Origin of the sequence: Pseudomonas sp. M47T1, assembly GCF_000263855.1 — a bacterium.
In the GTDB taxonomy this organism is placed as follows: Bacteria; Pseudomonadota; Gammaproteobacteria; order Pseudomonadales; family Pseudomonadaceae; genus Aquipseudomonas.
Map to the genome: position 1 here is coordinate 1 of NZ_AJWX01000005.1, position 22739 is coordinate 22739.

Below are 22739 nucleotides of genomic sequence, written 5' to 3' on the forward strand. Positions count from 1 at the left end.
AAGCCGCGCTTTTGCAGCAGCGCAACAGCGCCCGCCTGATCACTGGCCTGCACACTGCCCTGCTCGCTCTCGCCAGCCGCGGTCAACGCGCGGTACCCAAACCCCTGCCACTCAGCCATCACGCGCCACCCGCAGCACTTCTTCCAACGAGGTCATCCCGGTAAGCGCCTGGCGCAGGCCATCTTCAAACAAGGTGACCAAGCCATTGCGTCGCGCCGCAGCCTCAAGCGTGGCCGCATCGGCCTGGCCCATGAGCAAGCTGCGCAACTCTTCGTTCATCACCAGCAATTCAGTGATGGCGCTGCGGCCGAAATAACCGCCGCCGGGGCTGTCCTCGGCCGGGCGATACAGCAGGATGGGGCGCTGCTCGGTGTACTGATCCAGGCGGTAGCGACTTATCAGGTCGGCCGGCGCCTCAAAGGCCACGCGCGTGGCCGGGTCCAGGCGGCGCACCAGGCGCTGAGCGAGGATGCCCTGCAGGGTCGAAGCAATCAGGTAGTGCTCAACGCCCATGTCCAGTAGCCGCGTGATACTGGCCGCGGCGCTGTTGGTGTGCAGGGTGGACAGCACCAGGTGGCCGGTGAGCGATGACTGGATGGCGATGCGGCAGGTTTCCAGGTCGCGCATCTCGCCGATCATGATCACGTCCGGGTCCTGACGCACGATGGAACGCAGCGCCGCGGGGAAGTCCAGGCCAATGGCTGGCTTGACCTGGATCTGGTTGATGCCCGGCAGTTGGTATTCCACCGGGTCTTCCACGGTGATGATCTTGCGCACGGCGGTGTTGAGCCTGGAGAGCGCGGTGTACAGGGTGGTGGTCTTGCCCGAGCCGGTGGGCCCGGTCACGAGCAGAATGCCGTGGGGCCTTTGCAGCAGGTCGAGCAAGGTATTCAGGCGCGGACCGTCGATGCCCAGGGTGGGGAAATCGAAGCTGACGGTTTGCCGGTCCAGCAGGCGCATCACCACCGACTCGCCAAAACTGGTGGGCACCGTGGACACGCGCAAATCCAGTTCCTTGCCCTGGATGCGCAACATGATGCGGCCGTCCTGGGGCAGGCGGCGTTCGGCGATGTCCAGGCGGGCCATGATCTTCAGGCGCGAAATCACTGCGGCGGCGTGGCTGGAAGGTGGCGCCTCGCCGGTGACCAGCAGGCCGTCGATACGGTAGCGCACCTGCAACTGGTCCTCGAACGGCTCCACGTGCACGTCGGAGGCGCGCTGCTCCACGGCCTTCTGCAAAATCATGTTGACCAGGCGGATCACCGGCGCCTCGCTGGCCAGGTCCTTCAAGTGTTCGATGTCGTCCTGGGCATCGCCGTCCACGTCCAGCGACTCAATCAGCGCGTCCATGGCGCTGCGGCCCTGGCCGTGGAAGCGCTCGATCAGGGTGTCGACCTCCTCGGCAGTGGCGATCACCAGCGTCAGCGGGCGGCGGGCGCAGTAAGCCATGGCGTGCAGGGCATAGCGCGACAGCGGCGCACTGGCGGCCACCTCGATGTGCGAGTCGTGAACCTGCAGCACCACCAGGGCGTGGTGGCGCAGGAAGCGCTCGCTGCCCAGCATTGGCGGGGTGTGCGGCGCCAGTGTGGCGAGGTCCAGTCGGGGCACGTTGAGCAAGGCGGCGCACGCTTGGGCCACTTCTTCGTCGCGTACAGCCCCCAGGCGGATCAGCGTGCGCAGCATGTCGTCGTCGCTTTCGTTTTCGGCCAGGCACAGCTTTCTCGCCCGATGGATATCGGCCACTTTTACTTCAGTGTTTTCCGCCAACCACTGGCACATATCGACTTGCGTCGGTAATTGCGCAAGGTTGTTCCACGCTGATACTTCGGACACTACGGTACTCGATGACTGCCGCTGTAGAAGCGACACTCCTGTGTAATCTGTTTTATAGGCGGCACGCATTCAACCTTCGAACTCCACTGCAGGGAGCGAAACGTTAGCAGGGGTGATTTTGAAGTTTAAGGCGCAACTAAAAGGACGTGTTTTTCAACGCTGGCACAGCTTAGCAGATCCTAAAACCTAACTGCAATTAGGTTTATCATTATGGTTATTTATAGCGATAATTACGAATATATCGGATATAAATGTCGTATAAATGCAAAAAATACGCAATTTAATGCAATAAAATCACCAAGAACACGCTGAAAGCACCTGATGCACACCCGACAACCAAAGGTCGCACGTCGGTGTCCAAGCACTTTTTATCCGATCGTAAAAATAACTTTGCGAACCTTGAACTTTTAAAGGCATCATCTGGACTTACACTTCGGCGCAACTTTGCATCGCAATCAAAGCGCCATCATTTAACCTTTATTCGAGAATGAATCGATGAATCGACTCATGTTGCCCGCCATGGGCACTCTGCTTCTGTGCGCCCAGAGTTTCTGCGCACTGGCGGCGGATTCAACTTCCACGTCGGCCACTCCTCCTACTCATGAACAACTTCGCGAGCAGATCGAAGCCAAGCGTGACCACTTGTCCGGCGCCGCCAGCTTGAGCAAAAGCACCCAGGCCGCACCCGCCTCGGTGCAAGACGCCCCGATCGTCACCGACGACGCCCCCAGCCAGGAGCAGCAACAATGAGCACCGTATTCAAGCACGCCCTGGGCCTGAGCCTGGCGGCCTTCGGCGTGGCCCAGGCCAACCTGGCCCTGGCCGAGGTCACCCCGGCCACCGGCAACGCGGTGGAAGCGCGGGTCAGCTCGATCCTGGACAACATGAGCACCTCGCAGAAAATCAACTTCACCCGCGTTGACGACGGGCACATGATCCCGGCGCTGCCCAACTGGGGCATCCAGGGCACCCTGGCGTACGACTCGTCCATGGGCGTGCACGTTAACAACGCCACCTTCGGCGCCCAGTACCCGTCGCAGTCGGCACTGGCCGCCACCTGGAGCATCAACCGCGCCAAGGAATTCGGCCTGGCTATCGCCTATGAAACGCGCATCGCCGGTGCCCAGCAGATGCTGTCGCCAGGCGTCAACCTGTACCGCACCCCATACGGTGGCCGCGCCGCCGAGTACATGAGCGGTGAAGACCCGTTCCTGGGCGCCGTGCTGGCGCCGGCCGTGGTCAACGCCATCCAGGCCCAGGGCATCCAGGCCAGCGGCAAGCACTTCCTGGCCAACGAGCAGGAAGCCAACCGCCAGCTGCTGAACGTCAAGGTGGACGAGCGCACCCTGCGCGAACTGTACCTGCCGGGCTTCGAGTCACTGGTCAAGAACGCCAACGTGGCCACCATCATGTGCGGCTTCAATAAGATCAATGACGACTTCGCCTGCGAAAACCACCACCTGATCACTGAGATCCTCAAGGGTGAATGGGGCTACCAGGGCAGCGTGATCAGCGACTTCAACGCCATCCACGACGCTTTCAAGGGCGCCTGGGCCGGCACCGACCTGGACATGCCGTCTGGCCTGCAGTTCACCGAAGCCAATCTGATGCCGTACCTGTGGAGCGGCCAACTGACCCAGAACGTCATCGACGACAAGGCCAAGCGCAACCTGCGCGCCGTGGTCAGCTACGACCGCCAGGAAAACATGAACACCGCCCAGACCCTGGTGCACACCGAATACGGCGCCACTGCGGCCCTGGACGCGGCGCGCGAAGCCATGGTGCTGCTGCGCAACGAAAACACCAGCGCCGGCGCCCCGCTGCTGCCACTGGCCAAGACCGCCAAGATCGCCGTAATCGGCGACTGGGCCCTGGAAGCGCCAGGCTCGCCGTTCGGCACCGCCAACTCGCCGCCCAACAGCTACGTCACAGAACTCAGCGGCCTGCAGCAACTGGCCTCCAGCGCCAGCAACGTCACCTACCTGCCGGCCCTGAGCCTGAACCCCAAGGCCTCGGTGTGGTACCAGCCATCAACTGGCAAAAGCGACATCAGCAACAGCGGCGTGAAAGCCGAGTACTACAGCAACACCACTTTCTCCGGTGACCCGGCGCTGACCCGCGTGGAACCGGGCGTGAACCTGAACTGGACCACCAGCACCAACGTCACCGACGCCGGCACCACGGCGGTGTCGGGCTTCACGCCGACGGCCGGTGCGTTCTCGGCGCGCTTCACCAGCGTGATCAAACCCACCGTCACCGGCCCGCAAGTGTTCAAGGTGCGCGCCGACGGCCCGTACAAACTGTGGGTCAACGATCAGTTGGTGCTGCAGAGCGATGGCGTGGCGTACTCCAGCGATGTAGTCAACGCCCTGGTCACCTCTGGCCAGACCGCTGCGCTCACCGCAGGCAAATCCTACACCGTCAAGCTTGAGTACCAGCGCACCGCAGGCAACTTCACCCCGGCACTGGGCGGCCTGGCAGGCGTGCAGATGAGCTGGGCGGCGATGCGCGCACCGGCTGACCTGGCCAACTACGACGCCGTGGTGGTTGCCGTGGGCACCAACTACGAAAACGAAGGCGAAGGTTCGGACCACGGTTGGGACTTGCCTGACCAGCAGGCCGACCTGATCACCAACATGGCCAAGGCCAACCCCAACACCATCGTGGTGATGCACGGTGGCGGCATCGCCAACATGCAGCCATGGGCGAAGAAAGTCGGCGCTACCGTGGAAGCCTGGTTGCCGGGCCAACAAGGCGGCCAGGCCCTGGCCGAGATTCTATACGGCAAGGTCAACCCGTCGGGCAAGCTGCCGATCACCATCGACAAGCAGATCGAGGACAACGCCAGCTACGCCTCCTACCCGGACCCGGCGCAGTACCGTGGCGACAACGCGCTGACCGAGATGACCTACAGCGAAGGCCTGTACCTGGGCTACCGTGCATATGACAAGAACAACACCAAGCCGCTCTACCCGTTCGGTTTCGGTCTGTCGTACACCACCTTCGGCTACAGCGACCTGAAACTGTCGAGCAATGTGCTGACCCCGGGTGCCACCGTGAACGTCAAGTTCACCGTGACCAACACCGGTAGCAAGGCGGGCTATGAAGTGGCCCAGCTGTACGTGCAACCGGTGAACCCGGCGGTAGATCGCCCCATCAAGGAACTCAAGGGCTTCACCAAGGTGTACCTCAAGGCTGGCCAAAGCAAGACCGTGAGCATCCCGGTGGATTCGCGTTCACTGGCCTACTACGTGCAGAGCAGCGACAGCTGGAACGTGGATGCCGGCAAGTACAAGATCCGCGTGGGCACCAGCTCCGCTGATCTATCGCTGAGCCAGACCCTGACCACGCTGTACGCCGAGCAACTGACCACCAGCGACAGCAACCCGCTGCCCAAGCCGGTTCAGAAAGCCGTCCAGGTCTCGACCTCGCAAACCTACTAAGCGGTGCGATCAGGCTCAGGGAAGAGCCTGATCATCCGCTCTCAAGTCCTTGGCCAGGCGCCTCAGGTACAGCTCGAACACCTGCATCACGTCGACGCTTTCCCGGCCCCTGAGCCACTGGATCTGCAAGCCATCCATCACCGAGAACAGCTCCAGCGCCAGGGACTTGATGTCCACGTCGGCGCGAATGGCACCGCTGGCCACCAGCGACGCCAGGTGAGACCGGGCATGGCCGTGCACCACTTCAAACTTTTCCTGAAACCAGGGGAACGCCGGGTGTTTGTCTGACAGGCTCTCGACGTTGATCATCAAGGCTGCCTGGCATTCACTGGCATCCTCCACGCTGAAGCCCATGCTCATGCGCAGAAAACGCAGGAAGCCTTCCAAAGTCGGCGCCGTGTCCAGCTCCCCAAAGCGTTCCACGATTCGCTGATCGCGACGGTCGAGCAACGCCTTGAGCAGTGCCACCTTGTTGGGAAAATGGTGCAGCAGGCCCACCGTGGTGATGCCGGCGATATCGGCCACATCACGCATCGACGCATTCTGGTAGCCATCCCTGGCGAACACTTGCGTGGCGGCGTCGAGCAAGGCCATGCGACGCATTTCACCCTTGGGGGCGCGGCGACGCTTTGGCGCAGGCGCCTCATCCACTTCGTTACGACTGTCCATCACTGTAGAAATCCATTGACCGACGACCGTGCGGGCGGGCGGAAATAGCGCCGCGCCGCGCCCATGGCCGTGAAAATTGCCAGCAGCGCCACCACGGCATTGCCTGTCCATATGCCCATCAGGGCCCCGCTGCCGCCCAGCCAGTGCACGCCGGTATAGATGAAAGGAATGGAGCCCAGGGTGCCCCGCAACCAACCAAAGGTAGGCACCCACCAGGCGCGGCCCAGGGTCAGGAACACCGACTGGGCGACGAAGTCCAGGCCAAACACGACCCACAGGCCTGCACCGAAATGGCTGAACGCCAGGAACATCGCCCTGCCCTCACCCACCAGTTGAAAGTAATCGGCAATGGCCGACCCAACCAGCATCAGTACCAGCCACAGCGACACACCATAGAGGACCACCAGCTTGCCTGTAAAGGCGATGGCCTGGCGTGCACGGGCAGGACAGCCGGCCCCCAGGTTCTGGGCAATCACCGGCACCACGGCCGCGGGCAAGGCAAAGTACACGCAATAGCCCAGTTGCAACACCCGGTCCACCACCGCCATACCGGCCAGGGCCGAGGCGCCCAGGGCGGCCACGGTGACCATCAGGTAGGTGATGCCCACCGGCATGGCCAGGTTGCCCAGCATCGCCGGCACGGCAATGCGCGCCACGCGGCCTGTGTGCAGGCGAAACAGCCGCCCGCTGAAACGCAGCGACAGGCCAAAATGGCGCTTCACCAGCACCAGGCCCACCCCCGTCGCCACCATCGTCGACACGGCGTAGGCCAGGCCGGCGCCTTCGACGCCCAGGCCCAGGGCGAAAATCAGCAGCGGGTCGGCCAGCGCCAAGGTGGCCGCCCCACTCACCAGCACACCCAGCGCCAGGCGACCGTGGCCCTGGGCGCGGAGGATTTGCGCGCACATCTGCACGGCCGCGGCCGGCACACTGGCCGCCAGGGTCATCCAGATAAAACCGCGGGCCATCAGGTAGGCCTCCGGGTCGGCGCCCAGCCACCGGGCCAGGGGCGCCATGCACAACCACTCCACCCCGGCGATCAGCGCCGCCACCAGCACGGCCATCAGCAATAGGTGCAGCACCAGGCGTGCCAGGCGCTGGCTGACGTGTTTGCCAATGCGTTCGGACAGCACTGCGCCCGCGGCGATGACTACCCCGGACGCAAAGGCGCCGTTGACGAACAGCAGCGTCTTGGCCAGGCCGACCGCGGCCAGCAAGCGCTGGTCCTGCAAGCGCGATACGTACACGAGTGTGAGGATATCGACCAGGAACACCGCCAGCAGGCTCAAGGCATTGGCGCTGACCATGGCCAGGACGTGACGGGCCAGGGAGCCTTCAATGAATCGGGCGCGGGTGTCCGGCATGGGGGTCTCGGCAGGTGCGTAGAGCGCGGGGCCGGCCAGTATATAGCCAATGGCTGCGCGCCTGTAGCCGCTGTCGCCAGGTTGCGCTGGCCTGTGTGAACCCTGAAGACCTGCAGCGAAGCACAGGGCCAGCGCAGCGTTGCGGCAGCGGCTACATTTCATTGGCATGGCCAGACGCGCTTGGTTACGATCCCCTGTCGGCGTGCCCGCCCCAGACCAGAGCCTTCGGATGAAAACACCTCACGCCCCTTGGCGTCACACCCTGCTGCTGGGCGCCTGTACCGCCTTGCCGCCGTTGTCCACCGACATGGCGCTGCCCGCCATCAACCAGATCGGCACCGCGCTGCACAGCGATTCCGCCACGTCGGCGCAAACCATTACCTTATTCATCCTCGGTTTTGTCCTGGGTCCGTTGCTGTTCGGGCCGCTGTCCGACCGTATCGGCCGCCTGCCCATCCTGTTTGCCGGCCTGGCGTTGTTCACCCTGGCCGGCGTGGCCTGTGCGCTGACACCCGACATGACCGTGCTGTTGGTCAGCCGCCTGCTGCAAGGCGCGGCCGCCGGTGCTGCCGCGGCCATGCCGGTGGCCATCGTGCGCGATGCATTCACAGGCGTCGAAGGGCGCTCGCTGCAAAGCACCCTGGTGGCCATCAACAACGTCGCGCCGCTGCTGGCCCCGCTGCTGGGCGCAGGCATCCTGGCCATCGGCGACTGGCGCGCCATTTATGCCGTGCTGGCCCTGGCCGGGGTATTGATGCTGGTCAGCGCCAAGCTGGCGTTGAAGGAGTCCCATCCGCCTGTGGCACGCCGCCGTCAGGCACTGATCGCCACTTATGCCCAAGTGCTGCGCAGCCGTCGTTTTGTGGTGTGCGCGCTGATCCTGGCGCTGAACTTTGCCGGCATGTTCGCCTACATCACCGCCTCGCCCCTGGTGTTCATGGAAGGCCTGGGCATGAGCAGCCAGGCCTTCGCCTTGCTGTTCGCAGTGACCGCGCTGGGCACCCTGGCCGGCTCGTGGCTGAACGGCCTGCTGGTGCGCCATGGCTGGGGCGAGGCGCGGGTCATCGGCCTGAGCCTTGTGGCCAGCCTGGCTTGCAGCGTAGGCCTGGTGCTGTTCTCCACCCAGGCCAGCCCCCCGCTGCTGGGCCTGGCGAGCCTGGTGGTGCTGAGCAACCTGTGCACCGGCCTGGTGATGCCCAACGCCACCCATGCCTCGCTGGAAGACCTGCAGCACACCGCCGGTTCCGGCGCCGCCCTGCTGCGCGCCATCCAGATGGCCGGCGGCGCAGCGGCTGGCTTCCTGGTAGGGCATTTCTACGACGGCCATTCGCCGCGGGCCATGGCCATGGTCATGCTGGGGTGCGCAGCCCTGGCCCTGGCATGCTTCGCCATCGGCGTGCGCACATTGGCGCCGGCTTATGCCCATCAATCGCGGCAATAGTACGAATTGGCATGATCAATTTATTGTTCATGCCTGAAGGTTAATAAGCTGCGTTCATCTTCTTTTTGCGATGGATGCACTGACATGAATGTTCACCTAACCCTGGCCGCGATCCTGGTGCTGTTCTTCTCCGTGGCGCTGGTGCACGGGTAGCGGTTCGCAGGACCTTCGGCGGTGTCGGGCCGATCGCGGCAGCTCCGGGGTTGCGCCGCGGCTACACGTGATAGCATGGATTTATTGGACGCTGTCAGGACGACGCATGCTAGCCACCCTCAGGCACTACCCCCTTTCGGTCAACCTGCTGCTGGCCAGCGCGTTGCTGCTGACACTGGGCCGGGCAATCACCCTGCCCTACCTGGTCTTGTTCCTGACCTCCGGCTACGGGCTGGACGTGTCCAGCGTGGGTGCGCTGATCGGCGGCGCGCTGATCGCAGGCTCGGTGCTGAGCCTGTATGGCGGCTACCTCACTGATCGTCTGAGCCCCTATGGCCTGATACTGGGGTTTACCGGCTGCTTCATCGCCGGGTTCATCGGCATGTGGCTGACGTCGAGCCTGCCGGTGTTTTTCCTGTTCCTGGTGCTATTCAACTTTGCCTACTCCGTGATCGACGTGGTGGCCAAGGCCAGTTTCGGCCGCTTGCTGCCCGACGGCGAGCAAGGCCGGGTGTTTTCTCTGCGCTACACCTTGATCAACATCGCCTACGCCGTGGGGCCTTTCATCGGCGCCGGCCTGTCGAACCTCAGCCTGCACCTGCCGTTCGTGGTGTCGGCCTTGCTCGGTGTGGCGTTTCTCGGGGTGTACGGCCTGTATGGTGACCGCCATGTGCGCAGCGTCAGCCCGGGCACCCCGGCGTTTTCCTTCGTCAGCGTCGGCAAGGTGTTGCTCAAGGACCGCCGCCTGGTGTGCTTCACCTTCGGCGGCATCCTCAGCGCCGTGGTGTTCGGCCAGTTCACCGCCTATTTGTCCCAGTACCTGGTGCTGACCACGGATGCCCAGCGGGTGTATTCGGTGATCAGTACCGTGCTGGCGGTCAATGCCGCGGTGGTGATCTGCCTGCAGTACGGGGTGGGCAAGCATATCGATTCACGACGCCTGACCCGCTGGCTGATCGCCGGCCTTGCACTGTTCCTGGCGGGCCTGGTGGGTTTCTCCCTGGCGCAAAGCCTGACGGCCTGGGCGCTGGCCATGCTGGTGTTTACCCTGGGCGAGATCATCGTGTTTCCCGCCGAGTACATGTTCATCGACCGCATTGCGCCGATGCACCTGCGCGGCATGTATTACGCGGCGCAGAACCTGTCCAACCTGGGCGGCGCCCTGGGCCCGGTGGTGTGTGGCCTGGCCTTGATGTACCTGGCTCCGGCGGCGATGTTCTATGTGCTGGCGGCGTTCCTGGTGGTGGGCGGCACGCTGTATGTGCTGGGCGGCTCGATGGCCGAGAAGGTTGGCTGAGCGCTCCGTTGGCGTTAAGGTGCCGGGCTAAACCTCCTTTACCTTCGCCACAGAGAGCTTTCCATGACTGACCCGGCCGTGATCTTCCTGCCCGACCCGGACGCCGATTCCATTTCTTCCGACGTTGCCGGCTTCAATGGCATCCTGGTATCCACCCAGATCCCCACCCGTGCCGACGGCAGCCTGGAACTGGGCGACATCACGGCCCAGAGCGAGTGCACGCTGCAGGCCCTGAAGCTGGCGCTGGAGCGCGCCGGCAGCGGCATGGACCGGGTGATGCACCTGACCATCTACCTCACCGACATGGCTGACCGCGCTGCGTTCAACGCCGTGTACCAGCGGTTCTTCGCCAAGCCGTGGCCGGTGCGTGCTGCCGTGGGTGTGGCGGCGTTGGCGGTGCAAGGCATGCGGGTAGAAGTGACGGCAATGGCGGCGAAGGGCTGATAACGCCGCCCGGTTGCGCCGAATGAGTGCCCCCCAGCCATTTCACGGCTACAATGCACGCCTTGACCGTGCCAAGCCTGACTAAAAAAACATGTCCCTACCCAAGCATCACCTGGAATTGCTCAGCCCTGCCCGCGACGTAGAAATCGCCCGCGAGGCCATCCTGCATGGCGCCGACGCCGTGTACATCGGCGGCCCGAGCTTCGGTGCGCGGCACAACGCCTGCAACGAGGTGGCCGATATCGCCCGCCTGGTGGAATTCGCCCGGCGCTACCACGCCCGCGTGTTCACCACCATCAACACCATCCTCCACGACGACGAGCTGGAGCCAGCTCGTACGCTGATCCACCAACTGTACGATGCCGGCGTCGACGCGTTGATCGTCCAGGACCTGGGCGTGATGGAGCTGGATATTCCGCCCATCGAGCTGCACGCCAGCACCCAGACCGACATCCGTACCCTGGACCGGGCCAAGTTTCTCGACCAGGCCGGTTTCTCGCAGTTGGTACTGGCCCGCGAGCTGAACCTGCAGGAAATTCGCGCCATTGCCGATGAAACCGATGCCGCCATCGAGTTCTTCATCCACGGCGCCCTGTGCGTGGCCTTTTCCGGCCAGTGCAACATCTCCCACGCCCAGAACGGCCGCAGCGCCAACCGTGGCGATTGCTCCCAGGCCTGCCGCCTGCCCTATACGCTCAAGGATGACCAGGGCCGTGTGGTGGCCTACGAGAAGCACCTGCTGTCGATGAAGGACAACAACCAGAGCGCCAACCTGCGCGCCCTGGTGGAAGCCGGCGTGCGCTCGTTCAAGATCGAAGGCCGCTACAAGGACATGGGCTATGTGAAAAACATCACTGCCTACTACCGTCAGCGCCTGGATGACATCCTGGAAGGCCGCCCGGACCTGGCTCGTGCCTCCAGCGGCCGTACCGCACACTTCTTCGTGCCCGACCCGGACAAAACCTTTCACCGTGGCAGCACCGACTATTTCGTCACCGACCGCAAGGTCGATATCGGCGCCTTCGACACTCCGACCTTCACCGGCCTGGCCGTGGGCGTGGTGGAGAAAGTCGGCAAGCGCGACCTGCAAGTGGTCACCCATGAGCCGTTGACCAACGGTGACGGCCTGAACGTGCAGATCAAGCGTGAAGTGGTGGGTTTCCGTGCCAACATCGCCGAGCCCAAGGGCGAGTTCGAGGAAGACGGTGAAAAGCGCTACCGCTACCGCGTGGAACCCAACGAGATGCCGGCCGACCTGTACAAGGCGCGCCCCAACCATCCGTTGAACCGCAACCTGGACCACAACTGGCAACAGGCGCTGTTGAAGACCTCCTCCGAGCGCCGCATTGGCCTGAACTGGAAGGCACAACTGCGTGAGCAGCGCCTGGAACTGACCGCCACCAGCGAGGAAGGCATCAGCGCCAGCGTCGCCCTGGACGGCCCGTTCGGTGCCGCCAACAAGCCGGAGCAGGCCCTGGAGCAACTGCACGACCTGCTGGGCCAACTGGGCACCACCCAGTACCACGCCACCGACATCAAGCTGGATGCGCCGCAGGCGTACTTCATCCCCAACTCGCAGCTCAAGGCCCTGCGCCGCGAGGTGATTGAAGCGCTGACCGACGCCCGCGTCGCCGCCCACCCCCGTGGCGGCCGCAAGGCCGAGACCAACCCGGCGCCGGTGTACCCCGAGTCGCACCTGTCGTTCCTGGCCAACGTCTACAACCAGAAGGCCCGTGACTTCTACTACCGCCACGGCGTGAAGCTGATCGATGCGGCCTATGAAGCCCACGAAGAGCCGGGCGAAGTGCCGGTGATGATCACCAAGCACTGCCTGCGTTTCTCCTTCAACCTGTGCCCCAAGCAGGCCAAGGGCGTCACCGGTGTACGCACCAAGGTCGCGCCGATGCAACTGATTCAAGGCGATGAAGTGCTGACGTTGAAGTTCGACTGCAAGCCGTGCGAAATGCACATCATCGGCAAGATGAAGGGCCACATCCTCGACCTGCCGCAACTGGGCAGCAACAAGAACGTGGTGGGGCATATCACCCCCGAAGACCTGCTGAAGACCATCCCCCGCGCACCACACTGATCGTCCCCGATCGCTGTACGGCGTCTGCAGCCGCCAGGCTGCGTTGACCCCGGAGTACGCTGGACATCTTCAGCGAGGCTCAGGGCCAGCGTAGCCTGCGCCAGCGGCTAGCCGGTCAGCGGTATGTCCGCCACGGCTCCACCGAATCGCCGCTGCTGATTTTGCCCTGCACCAGGCCATCGGGCCAGGCAGCCGAAGGCTTACGGCAAGGTTATAAGTTATAACCAAAAGTGATTTAAACGAAGCTTGATATACCTATATCGTCAGCGCTCTTACTCGCTTACAGCAAGGTATACCCACCATGGCCGCACCCACCCCCCAGCGCCCTCGCCTGAGCACACTGACCACCGCCCTGGGACTGGGCCTGTCGTTAATGGCGGGCTGCCTGGTGATGCCGAGCGCCGCCCAGGCCGAGGGTCAGTTACGTATCGCCGAGCAGTTCGGCGTGGTCTACCTGCTGCTCAATGTGGTGCGTGACCAGCATCTGGTGGAGAAATACGGTCAGCAGGAAGGCCTGGACATCAAGGTGGACTGGACTCAGCTGTCCGGTGGCTCGGCGGTCAATGATGCGCTATTGGCCGGGGCGGTGGACGTCGCCGGTGCCGGTGTCGGCCCGCTGCTGACCATCTGGGACCGTACCTACGGCCGCCAGAACGTCAAGGCAGTGGCTTCGCTGGGCAACTTCCCGTATTTGCTGGTCAGCAACAACCCCAACGTCAAGACCATCGCCGACTTCACCGCCAAGGACCGCATTGCCGTGCCGGCGGTGGGCGTGTCGGTGCAGTCGCGCTACCTGCAATACGCCTCGGCCAAGCTGTGGGGTGACAAGGACTACGCCAGGCTGGATCAGTACTCGGTCAACCTGCCCCACCCCGATGCGGCCACCAGCATTACGTCCGGCGGTACCGAAGTAACGGGCCATTTCTCCAACCCGCCGTTCCAGGAGCAGGAATTGGCCAAGCCGGGCGTGCACACCGTGCTCGACACCTACGACCTGCTAGGGCCCAACTCGCCGACGGTGCTGTTCGCCACCGAGAAGTTCCGCAACGAGAACCCCAAGACTTACCATGCCTTCATCGAGGCGTTGACCGAGGCCGCCGACTACATCCAGAAAGACAAGGCCGGCGCCGCCGACACCTACATTCGCGTCACCCACGCCAACATCGACCGTGCAGAGTTGCTGAAGATCATCAGCAACCCGCGCTTTGAGTTCACCATCAACCCGAAGAACACCTACCCGCTGGCCGAGTTCATGTACCGCGTAGGCGCCATCAAGCACAAACCGGCGTCGTGGCAGGACTACTTCTTCGAAGATGCCAAGCCGTTGCAGGGCAGCTGATTCCCTTAAGCCTCCACTGCTCCCACAGTTTGCCCCTGCTTGCCACGCTGCTGCTGTGCAGCACCGCCACCCTGGCCGCCGGCCTGCTGGACAAGGGCCGTGCCGATGGCCTCACCGCCGGCATCGCCAATGAGCAGCCCTACGCCTTACGGCAGCTCCAAGGGTGGGGTCAGGCTTCGCCAAGGGAGTAGCGGTTGCGGCCGTTGCTTTTCGCCTGGTACATGGCGTGGTCGGCCTGCTGCACCAGGGTTTCGATGTCTTCGCCATCACCGGGGAAGCGGCTGACGCCCATGCTGGCATGCACCTGCACACGGCGGCCGTCAATGTACAGGGGCAGCTGGAAACTCTTGTGCAGGCGCTCCAGCAGGGTGACGACCCGCTTGGGCTCGGTGGTGCCCTGCAGGAAGATCACGAACTCGTCGCCGCCCAGCCGCGACACGCTGTCGGGTACGCCACTGGCGGAACTCAACAGCGCGGCCACCGCACGCAGCACCTGGTCGCCAAAGCGGTGGCCGTATTCATCGTTCATGGCCTTGAAATGGTCGAGGTCTACAAACACCAGGGCAAATGGCTCGCCACTGCGGCGGGCAGCGGCCAGGGCCAGTTCCAGGCGCTCGAAGCACATGCGCCGGTTGGGCAGGTTGGTCAGCGGGTCGTGCCGGGCCAGGTGCTCGAACGCTGCGCGGCTGCGGGTCAGGTCGTCGAGCTGGTTGAGGATTTCCTGCTTCATGCTGCGAAAGCTGTTACCCAGCACGCCCAGTTCGTCGTCACGCTCCGGCAAGGTGGTGATGGTGCGCTCGCGGGCAAACAGCTCCACTGCGTCGGTCATCTTGCGCAGCGGTCGAATCAGTGCGCGTGAGGCCAGGAACGCCGCCACCACCGCCAGCAGGCCGAAAAACAGCGCGATATGGCCAATGGTAGAGCCCGCCCGCGAGGCTTGGGCCAGCACCACGCTTTGCGGCAGCCCCAGGCCTAACACCACGAACGGCTCGGCCACCTCGGCGTTGCTGGACAACCTGACGAAGGCCGCCACGGGCCGGTCCTGCACCTGCGGCTCCACATCGCGGCTGATCACGCTGTCAGGGCCGGCGCTGTCCACCAATTGTGCCACCTCGGGGAACTCGTTCTGGAGGAAGAAGCGCCGGCCGCGATCGAAGCCGAAGGTGCGCTGCGGGTCGGGGTGCACCAGCAGGTCGCCCCAGCGGTTGCTCAAATACACCTGGTACTGACTGGGCAAGTCGGCTTGCAGTTGCATGAACAGCTGGTCCAGGTCGACGTTGATCACCACCAGGGCAAACACCTTGCCGGCGGCATCGGCCACCGGTGTGGACACATGCAAGGTGGGCTTGCCCAGGCCGGAATGGGCACCCTGCTCATGGTTGATGACAATGGGGGACACGCGCACTTGCCCAGGCGCCAGACGCAACGTCTCGAAGGTATAGGCAAAATGGGCCTTTTCCTGCAGATCGTTATCCTGCACCCGCGCAAGATCCGCGCCGTCGCGGTCCAGGCGCACCCATTCCAGGCCGTGGTCGCTGGCGCTGATCAGGCGGATCTGCATGTAGTCGGGGTGCGTGAGCAACATGGCCCGGAACGACTGCGCCAGGTCGTCCTCCACGTGCTGGCGCTGCTGCGGGCCCGAAAGGCTGTTCAGGTCTTGAACCCGCGGGCCATTGCTGAGCATGACGGCATCCTGGGCAATTACGTGCAGGTTGCCGTCGAGGTTGCGCCCCATGACCCGCACCGACGCCAGCAGATCGCGCTCAGCCGCCTGCAGCAGAACCTCGCGGCTGCTGCTGTAGATGGAGTAGCCGGCAAGGCCCACGGGCAGCATGCCGAACAGCGCCAGCAGGCTGCCGAGCTTGAAGGCGATGCCGAATTTCATGGCGCCTCCTGCAACGGCGCACGCTCGCCCGACACAATGCGTTGCCACAGCGCCGCGCGACGGCCGTCATCCTCGACCGGACGCAGCCAGATCAGCGGCTGGCTGCTGGCTTGGCCCTCGGGCTCATGCAGGGTGTTGTTCAGCGCCTGGCGCTGGCTCAGTGCCAGGCTGACCTGGGGTTCGAGCATGTAGTTGATCCAGCTGTAGGCCAGGGCCGGGTCTTGCGCCTTGCGGCTGACGGCCCAGCAATCGAGCCAGGCCAGTGCGCCCTCACGCGGGACCACGTAGCCCACGTCGGCACCGGCGTCCTGCAACTGCTTGAGTTGCTGGCGACCGTAGTTGGCAAATACCAGGGCCACCTTGTGCGAGCGGAACAGCTCGGCGGCCTCCTCCGGCAACGAATAGAACGTCAGGACGTTGCGGCGCAGGTCAATGAGCTTTTCGCTGACGTGGGCGAAATCCTGCGAGCGGATGACAAACGGGTCGCCCCCCAGCGCCAGGCTGGCCAGGGAAAAATTGTGATTGCTGGTGTTGAAGGCCAGCACCCGCCCCTGCAGGTTCGGGTCCCACAGGCTGGCAATGGAGTCGGGCGGCTGGACGAACTGATGACGGTCATAGATAAGGCCCATGTCCGACCACACGTAGGGAATGGCGTACACCTGGTCACCCACGCGAATGTCGGGGATGCGCGCATAGTCGCGAAACCGGGGCAACTGGCGCGACGTATTGGCAATGCGTTCGGGGCGCAGCGGCTGCAACAGGCCAAGGCCGGCATAGCGATGAACCTCAGCAGTGTTGGCGGCGATCACGTCGAAATCGGCACCCTGATGCTCGGCCATCTTGCTGCGCAAGACTTCGTCGCTGCCCACCAGCGTCACTTCCACCCGCACGTGTTGGCGCTGCTCGAACACCGCCACCAGGTCGCTGTCGGCATACCCCGGCCACGCCAATACCCGCAGCGTGCGTTCGTCGGCGGCAACCTGGGTGCACAGGCACATCAACAACAGCGGAAACCACAGCGGGCGCAGGTAGCTCATGATCAGTGCCAAGGCAAACATCGCGCCACTATACAGCTGGCAATATGCCTTCGCCGCATGCGTCTGCGCGGGCCAGGCGCCCTTCGGTCGGAAAGCGGTCGTGGCCAATGGGGGCTCAGGCCGGCTCGGCAATCACCACCTGGTTGCGGCCCTGGGCCTTGGCCCGGTACAGGGCCTTGTCGGCGTTGTTGATCAGCTTGTGCAGGTCCTGGCCGCTGCCTTCCACTTCAGCCACGCCCAGGCTTGCGGTAATACGGTACACCGGTAGCGGGCGCAGGTCGGCAATGGTGCGCAGCAATTGCTCGGCAATGCCCTGTGCCTGCGCCAGCGAGGTGTCGGGCAACAGCACGGCGAACTCTTCGCCGCCCAGGCGGCCGTGAATGTCGGTGGCGCGCAACGAGCCGCTGATGACCCGACCGATCTGGCGCAGCACCTCGTCACCGGCCTGGTGACCGTAGGTGTCGTTGATGTGCTTGAAATGGTCCATGTCCAGCATCACCGCGCATAGCGGCACACGCTGATGCTGGCAATAGGTGAACAACTGGTGGCCGTGCTCGAAGAAGGCCCGTCGATTTTTCAGCCCCGTCAGTTCGTCTGTCTGCGCCGCGTAGGTGGAAATGCTGTGGGCCCGCTCCATCTCATGGCTCAGCCGATAGGCCCGTTCCAACGCCTCGGACAGTTTTTGCGTGGCGCGCGCCACGAAGAAGGCGAACACCAGGGCTGCCAGGGCCATGCCCACCTGGATGGTCGAATCCTGCAGCAGCAGCCAAACCGTGCTGGGCAGCAGCACCAACAGAATCGACATGACCGTCATGTGGCGATAGGCCGAGTAGCAGGACACCGCGCTCACCGACATGCCCACGGCAAACAGCATCACCAGCGCCTGGGCCAGCAGGTCGTCGGGCGGCATCACCGCCAGTGCGCCCACGCCCCAGATGGCCGCCGATGACGCCAGCGTGCTCCAGTATTGCCATTCCCAGCGGCCAGGGATGCGCTCGCTTTGCACGCTGCGAAAGTAACGCACGAACAGGCTGGTGCGCAGCAGGGTCGAGGCGCTGAGCAATCCCAGCCACCACCCCACCACCTGGTGATCGAAACGGCCCCAACACAGCCAACTGAGCATGACCGCGGCCAGGTAACTGCCGAACACCGCCGAGCCCGACTGGCGAAACAACTGCTGCAGTTGATCGTTGCGCACCTGTTCGGCGATGAATACGTCCTGTTGGTACTGGCGTGCCCGCTGATCCATTCGCTGTGCCTGATCCTGAGCGGCGAGGAAAGATCGATTGTCGCACCGCTACAGCCCTGCTCACAACTCAATCGCACGGGTAAACGCGGGGTTCAGCGAAAACCACCGCCTACCTGCAACACCCGCGCGCCGCTGGCAATGCTGCCCGCCAGAGCAAAGGCACAGCCCAGCCACAACGCCCATTGCGGCCCGCTGCTGATGGACGCGTGAAAACACAGGGCCACCAGCGACGCGCCAAGGGTTTGGCCCAACAGCCGCGAGGTGGCGACGATGCCACTGGCACCGCCGCTGCGGTTGGCCGGTGCACTGGTCATCAGCGCCTTCAGGTTGGGCGACTGGAAGAAGCCGAAACCGGCGCCGCACAGCGCCATGCGCCAGCCTATGTCGAACGTCGATGCCTGGCTGCCCAGCAGGGCCAGCGAGGCCATGCCGATGCTCAGGGCCAACAGGCCGATACCGCCCAGCAGCCCCGGCGAAAAACGGTCGGCCAGACGCCCGGCCACCAGCGCAATCAGCGCCACCAGGGCCGGCCACGGCGTCATCAGGAAGCCGGTGGCGACCTGGCTGTGCCCCAGCACATTCTGCAGCAGGAACGGCAACGCCACGAACGCCAGGCCCTGGGTGCTGAACGCACAAATGGCGGTGGCCGAAGACAGCGCAAACAGCGGACGCCGGAACAGGTCCAGGGCCAGCATGGGGGCCGGGTGCCCGGCCTGACGGCGAATCAGCAAGGTACCGCACACCAGCGCCACCAACAGTTCTAGGCCAGTCAGCAGTGCGCTGGCGCCGTGCACCGTGGTCCCCAGGCCCAGCACTAGAAAACCGAACAGGCCGGCGCACAGCACCGCCGCCACCCGGTCAAAGTCATGCCCGGCGCGCTCGATTTCAGGCAGGTTGCGCTGGGCCAGCACCACGGCCAGCAGGCCGAGCGGCACGTTGACCAGGAACAGCCAGTGCCAACTGGCCACCGACAGAATCGCCGACGCCGCCGTGGGCCCAAGGGTAAAGGCCAGCCCCACCACCAGCGAGTTATAGCCCATGCCCCGTCCGAGCATTGTCGAGGGGTAGATAAAACGGATCAGTGCGGTGTTGACGCTCATGATCGCCGCCGCGCCCAGCCCTTGCACCACACGGGCAATGGCCAGCGAGGGCAGCGACCAGGCCAGGCCGCACACCAGCGAAGACAGCACAAACACCAGCAAGCCGCCCAGGTACACCCGGCGGTGGCCCAGCACTTCACCCAAGGACGCAAACGGTAGAATGGTCGCCACCATGGCCAACTGGTAGGCGTTGACGACCCAGATGACGGAAGCGGAGTCGGTACCGATGCCACTGGCCAGGGTCGGCAAGGCGGTGTTGACGATGGCCGTGTCCAGCGTGGCCATGCCCACGGCCAGGGAGATGGCAATGACGGCGGGAATACGGTTCTGGCTGGGCAGACCGTCAGCAGGGGCAAGCATGCGCGCAGGTATCCGGTTTGAGACAGGAAGGCTCTGGAGAGTACCGTTGCGCCCGGCAGATTTCATTTCAAATTGGCCAAACTGACCAAGGTTTCATCTGCCCGCAGGCTACTGGACAACAGTGCTGTGGTAACGCAAGGCGCCGCAGCGTTCACAGCGCTCGCAGGTCATCAATGCCATGCCCGGCAGTTGCAGCGGGCAAGCCATCCATTCACAGCCTTTGATCAGACAGATAATACTCACGGTGACCTCCGCGGGGTATGCCCCGATGTTTCTCAGCCAGTGCATTGCAGCCTTCGGGCCAAGGACGGTCTTCTTTAAAAACAAGGAGTTAGCCGCGCATCTGCCGTGCATTTTGCACGAGCGTCAACGGGGACCAGTGCAGCTTGCCGGATCAGGCCGTTGCACCTCGTCCGATTTAACGGCCCTGCCCTCAACCTTGCGCCTCGCCGTCCGATATGCCTTGCATGCAAACCTGCGCCAATACGGCGCTGTAGGACAGGACGTCGTGACTTGAATCGGTAGGCCGGCAATCGATGACCCAGAAAACCATGAGCGACCTGCTCCGCTGCCCCGGCACCCGCTACCTGTTGGTGGCGGCATTGTTGCTGGTTGGCCTGATCGGCACGACCGGTGGCCCCCAAGGCGTCCAACCCTGGGAAACCCCCCTGGCCTGGTTGTGCCTGGGCGCCATTGTGTTGCTTGGCCTGCTGGCGGTGCAGGTGGGCATCAGCCAGCGCCTAGTGTCGCGGCGCAACCTGGAGCTCAAGCGCCAGATGGCCGAACAGAAAGTGATGCGCGCGTCCCTGGCCCTGAGCGAGGACCGGTTACGCCGCCTGTTCGAGGGTTCGCCCGATGCTGTATGGATCCTTGACCAGCACGGTTTCAGCAGCCAGGCCAACGCGGCGATGCTCGCCACCTTTGGGTTCAGCGACCCGGTCACGTTCAAGAACATCAGCCCGCTGGACCTGTCGCCGCCGTTTCAGGACGATGGCACGCCGTCAGTGGAGCGAGCCGACGCGGTCATGTCAGCGGCCAGAGCCAAGGGCGTACAACGGTTCGAATGGACCCACCGGCGCCTGGACGGCAGCCTGTTCCCGGCCGAAGTGACCCTGAGCGTAATGGGCCTGGACGGTGAACCGGTGACCTTCGCCGTGGTGCGCGACATTTCCCAGCGCCGCGAGGCCGAAACCGAACTGCTGCGCCAAAAAGCCATGCTGCAGGTCATTGTCGACAACGCCCCGTCGCTGATTTACATGTTCGACCCCCAGGGCCGCCTGGTGCTGTGCAATCAGCTTTATGAGAATGCGGTGGATCGCCAGGAGGCGGACTTGCTGGGCAAGCGCCGCGATGAGTTCATGATTCCCGCCGACGCCCTGCAGCAGAACAATGACGACACCTCGGTACTGATCAGCGGCCAGGCCCACCGTTTCGAAGACATCCACCACCGCCGCGGCGAACCGCGTACCTACCTGACCACCAAGTGCCCCCTGCGCACCCCAGACGGGCAACTGCTGGGCGTGCTGGGCATTTCCAACGACATTACCCGGCTCAAGCAGACCCAGGCCGCCCTGGAACGCCTGGCGCATTTCGACAGCACCACAGGGCTTGCCAACCGCGTGCTGTTCCACCGCCGCCTGGGCGAGGACATCGATACCGCGGGCACCCACGGCCGCCAGCTGGCCGTGCTGGTGCTGGACCTGGATGGCTTCAAGACCGTCAATGACACCCTGGGCCACCCCACCGGCGACCGCCTGCTGCAAGCCGCAACGCTGCGCTTTCAGCGTGCCCTGCGGCCCGGCGACATGGTGGCGCGGCTGGGCGGCGATGAATTTGCCTTCGTGTTGCCCATCAACCGCCACCTGGAAGAAATCACCGCCCGCCTGCAAGCCTTGCTGGACAGCTTGCGCCCGGCGTTCGAACTCGATGGCAGCACGGCGCTGATCACCGCCAGCATCGGCGTGGCCCTGTACCCGGCCGATGGCGCCTGCGCCGACACGCTGCTGCGCCATGCCGACACCGCCATGTACGCGGCCAAGGAAGCCGGGCGCAACGACTATCGTTTCTACCAGCGGCACATGACCTTGCACATGCAGACGCGCGTGAGCCTGGAACACGCCTTGCGCCGCGCGTTGGACTGCGACGAGCTGGAGGTGTGGTACCAGCCCAAGGTGAACCTGGCGGACGGCCAGGTGATGGGCGTCGAAGCGCTGATGCGCTGGCGCGACCCGGTGGCCGGGCTGATTCCGCCCACCGACTTCATTCCCCTGGCCGAGCGCACCGGGCTGATCGTGCCCATGGGCGAGTGGTTGCTGGATCAAGTGTGTGCGCAAATACGCCAATGGCGTGATCGTGGCTGCTTTGAGGGCCATGTGGCGATCAACGTGGCGGTGCCGCAAATAGAACGCAGCGACTTCGCCGACACCGTTACCCGCGCCCTGCAACGCTACCAGTTGCCGGCACGGACCCTTGAGGTGGAAGTCACTGAAAGCCTGTTTCTGGAAAGCCGCCAACTGGCCCGCAGCGTACTCAGCCGGCTGCAAGGCATGGGTGTGACCACCGCCGTGGATGACTTCGGCACCGGCTATTCATCGCTGGCCTACCTGCACCTGCTGCCCGTGGATAATTTGAAAATAGACCGTGCCTTTATTCAGGAACTGCCCCATTCGGCCACCCACGTGGCCATTACCCGGGCGATTATCCAGCTGGGTCACGCCTTGAAGTTTCACGTCACTGCCGAAGGCATCGAGACGCCGGAGCAATATGAGTTCGTACGCCAGGCCGGCTGCGACGTGGGCCAGGGCTACCTGATCGCGCGGCCAATGCCGGCTGCGGAATTCGAGGTGTGGCTGGCTCGCGCCCCGCTCCCCCTGTAGCAGCGCAAGCCGCGTCAAGACGCGGCGCAAAAAAGGGAGGCTTGCCAGCGAGCCGTTGCGGGGGCGAAAAACTCGCTGGCAAGCCCGCTCCTACAAAAAACAGTTGCGGCTACAGCGGCACGGTGCCCCGCTACGGCGACAAAGCAGGGCATTTCTGCCA

16 protein-coding genes are annotated in these 22739 nt (G+C 64.0%); 8 read left to right on the top strand and 8 right to left on the bottom strand.

Translation table 11 applies throughout. The features are described from left to right. Window positions 1-111: 111 nt before the first annotated feature. Window positions 112-1779 (bottom strand): GspE/PulE family protein, encoded by a 1668-nt coding sequence (locus tag PMM47T1_RS07515; RefSeq protein WP_008367316.1) that lies wholly within the window; start codon window positions 1777-1779, stop codon window positions 112-114. Window positions 1780-2328: 549 nt separating this feature from the next. On the opposite strand from PMM47T1_RS07515, the gene PMM47T1_RS07520 reads away from it, so the two are divergent. Both PMM47T1_RS07520 and PMM47T1_RS07525 read left to right on the top strand, forming a co-directional pair. Further along, complete coding sequence (locus tag PMM47T1_RS07520; RefSeq protein WP_238536604.1) at window positions 2329-2583, top strand: hypothetical protein; 255 nt, start codon at window positions 2329-2331, stop codon at window positions 2581-2583. Continuing rightward, on the top strand, window positions 2580-5276 hold the full coding sequence (locus tag PMM47T1_RS07525) for a beta-glucosidase (RefSeq protein ID WP_008367319.1): 2697 nt from the start codon (window positions 2580-2582) through the stop codon (window positions 5274-5276). The genes PMM47T1_RS07520 and PMM47T1_RS07525 overlap by 4 nt, the downstream gene beginning before the upstream one ends. A 15-nt stretch (window positions 5277-5291) precedes the next feature. Here PMM47T1_RS07525 and PMM47T1_RS07530 read toward each other — a convergent pair whose 3' ends face one another. Then, complete coding sequence (locus PMM47T1_RS07530) at window positions 5292-5945, bottom strand: TetR/AcrR family transcriptional regulator (protein WP_008367320.1); 654 nt, start codon at window positions 5943-5945, stop codon at window positions 5292-5294. Then, window positions 5945-7309, bottom strand: a complete 1365-nt coding sequence (locus PMM47T1_RS07535) for an MATE family efflux transporter (protein WP_008367322.1) — start codon at window positions 7307-7309, stop codon at window positions 5945-5947. The genes PMM47T1_RS07530 and PMM47T1_RS07535 overlap by 1 nt, the downstream gene beginning before the upstream one ends. Before the next feature lie 229 nt (window positions 7310-7538). Here PMM47T1_RS07535 and PMM47T1_RS07540 point away from each other — a divergent pair, with 229 nt between their 5' ends. The 5 genes from PMM47T1_RS07540 (at window position 7539) to PMM47T1_RS07560 (ending at window position 14072) form a co-directional block, all read left to right on the top strand. After that, complete coding sequence (locus tag PMM47T1_RS07540) at window positions 7539-8750, top strand: multidrug effflux MFS transporter (protein ID WP_008367325.1); 1212 nt, start codon at window positions 7539-7541, stop codon at window positions 8748-8750. Window positions 8751-9009: 259 nt separating this feature from the next. Beyond that, window positions 9010-10200, top strand: a complete 1191-nt coding sequence (locus PMM47T1_RS07545) for an MFS transporter (protein ID WP_008367327.1) — start codon at window positions 9010-9012, stop codon at window positions 10198-10200. A 63-nt stretch (window positions 10201-10263) separates the two neighbouring features. Next, window positions 10264-10644 (top strand): RidA family protein, encoded by a 381-nt coding sequence (locus tag PMM47T1_RS07550; protein WP_008367329.1) that lies wholly within the window; start codon window positions 10264-10266, stop codon window positions 10642-10644. A gap of 91 nt (window positions 10645-10735) precedes the next feature. Further along, window positions 10736-12733: a peptidase U32 family protein gene (locus tag PMM47T1_RS07555; RefSeq protein WP_008367330.1), complete on the top strand. Its 1998-nt coding sequence runs from the start codon at window positions 10736-10738 to the stop codon at window positions 12731-12733. Between the two features lie 301 nt (window positions 12734-13034). Continuing rightward, the gene (locus PMM47T1_RS07560; protein WP_008367331.1) at window positions 13035-14072 is read left to right on the top strand and encodes an ABC transporter substrate-binding protein; all 1038 of its coding nucleotides are present in this window, start codon (window positions 13035-13037) and stop codon (window positions 14070-14072) included. Window positions 14073-14241: 169 nt separating this feature from the next. On the opposite strand, the gene PMM47T1_RS07565 is transcribed toward PMM47T1_RS07560, so the two are convergent. The 5 genes from PMM47T1_RS07565 to PMM47T1_RS30560 form a co-directional block, all read right to left on the bottom strand. After that, a complete protein-coding gene (locus PMM47T1_RS07565) occupies window positions 14242-15957 on the bottom strand; it encodes a diguanylate cyclase domain-containing protein (RefSeq protein ID WP_008367332.1) in 1716 nt (571 codons plus the stop codon). After that, window positions 15954-17015, bottom strand: coding sequence for an extracellular solute-binding protein (locus PMM47T1_RS07570; RefSeq protein ID WP_008367333.1), 1062 nt, complete (start codon window positions 17013-17015; stop codon window positions 15954-15956). Before PMM47T1_RS07570 ends, PMM47T1_RS07565 begins: the two co-directional genes overlap by 4 nt. Window positions 17016-17109: 94 nt before the next feature. Beyond that, complete coding sequence (locus tag PMM47T1_RS07575) at window positions 17110-18243, bottom strand: GGDEF domain-containing protein (protein WP_008367334.1); 1134 nt, start codon at window positions 18241-18243, stop codon at window positions 17110-17112. Between the two features lie 92 nt (window positions 18244-18335). Further along, window positions 18336-19703 carry an MFS transporter gene (locus PMM47T1_RS07580; RefSeq protein ID WP_008367335.1) on the bottom strand — a complete coding sequence of 456 codons (1368 nt, stop codon included), beginning with the start codon at window positions 19701-19703 and terminating at the stop codon, window positions 18336-18338. A 108-nt stretch (window positions 19704-19811) separates the two neighbouring features. Further along, window positions 19812-19946: a PSPA7_2676 family Cys-rich small protein gene (locus tag PMM47T1_RS30560; protein ID WP_157212965.1), complete on the bottom strand. Its 135-nt coding sequence runs from the start codon at window positions 19944-19946 to the stop codon at window positions 19812-19814. A 308-nt stretch (window positions 19947-20254) separates the two neighbouring features. Between PMM47T1_RS30560 and PMM47T1_RS28605 the strand changes: the two genes are divergently transcribed. Then, window positions 20255-22579 carry a putative bifunctional diguanylate cyclase/phosphodiesterase gene (locus PMM47T1_RS28605; protein WP_177323372.1) on the top strand — a complete coding sequence of 775 codons (2325 nt, stop codon included), beginning with the start codon at window positions 20255-20257 and terminating at the stop codon, window positions 22577-22579. The last annotated feature ends 160 nt before the right edge of the window (window positions 22580-22739 follow it).

Bases quoted from the DNA above. Each gene is read 5' to 3' on its own strand.
- PMM47T1_RS07515 (WP_008367316.1), bottom strand. From the start codon at position 1,779: ATGTGCCAGTGGTTGGCGGAAAACACTGAAGTAAAAGTGGCCGATATC.
- PMM47T1_RS07520 (WP_238536604.1), top strand. From the start codon at position 2,329: ATGAATCGACTCATGTTGCCCGCCATGGGCACTCTGCTTCTGTGCGCC.
- PMM47T1_RS07525 (WP_008367319.1), top strand. From the start codon at position 2,580: ATGAGCACCGTATTCAAGCACGCCCTGGGCCTGAGCCTGGCGGCCTTC.
- PMM47T1_RS07530 (WP_008367320.1), bottom strand. From the start codon at position 5,945: ATGGACAGTCGTAACGAAGTGGATGAGGCGCCTGCGCCAAAGCGTCGC.
- PMM47T1_RS07535 (WP_008367322.1), bottom strand. From the start codon at position 7,309: ATGCCGGACACCCGCGCCCGATTCATTGAAGGCTCCCTGGCCCGTCAC.
- PMM47T1_RS07540 (WP_008367325.1), top strand. From the start codon at position 7,539: ATGAAAACACCTCACGCCCCTTGGCGTCACACCCTGCTGCTGGGCGCC.
- PMM47T1_RS07545 (WP_008367327.1), top strand. From the start codon at position 9,010: ATGCTAGCCACCCTCAGGCACTACCCCCTTTCGGTCAACCTGCTGCTG.
- PMM47T1_RS07550 (WP_008367329.1), top strand. From the start codon at position 10,264: ATGACTGACCCGGCCGTGATCTTCCTGCCCGACCCGGACGCCGATTCC.
- PMM47T1_RS07555 (WP_008367330.1), top strand. From the start codon at position 10,736: ATGTCCCTACCCAAGCATCACCTGGAATTGCTCAGCCCTGCCCGCGAC.
- PMM47T1_RS07560 (WP_008367331.1), top strand. From the start codon at position 13,035: ATGGCCGCACCCACCCCCCAGCGCCCTCGCCTGAGCACACTGACCACC.
- PMM47T1_RS07565 (WP_008367332.1), bottom strand. From the start codon at position 15,957: ATGAAATTCGGCATCGCCTTCAAGCTCGGCAGCCTGCTGGCGCTGTTC.
- PMM47T1_RS07570 (WP_008367333.1), bottom strand. From the start codon at position 17,015: ATGTTTGCCTTGGCACTGATCATGAGCTACCTGCGCCCGCTGTGGTTT.
- PMM47T1_RS07575 (WP_008367334.1), bottom strand. From the start codon at position 18,243: ATGGATCAGCGGGCACGCCAGTACCAACAGGACGTATTCATCGCCGAA.
- PMM47T1_RS07580 (WP_008367335.1), bottom strand. From the start codon at position 19,703: ATGCTTGCCCCTGCTGACGGTCTGCCCAGCCAGAACCGTATTCCCGCC.
- PMM47T1_RS28605 (WP_177323372.1), top strand. From the start codon at position 20,255: ATGAGCGACCTGCTCCGCTGCCCCGGCACCCGCTACCTGTTGGTGGCG.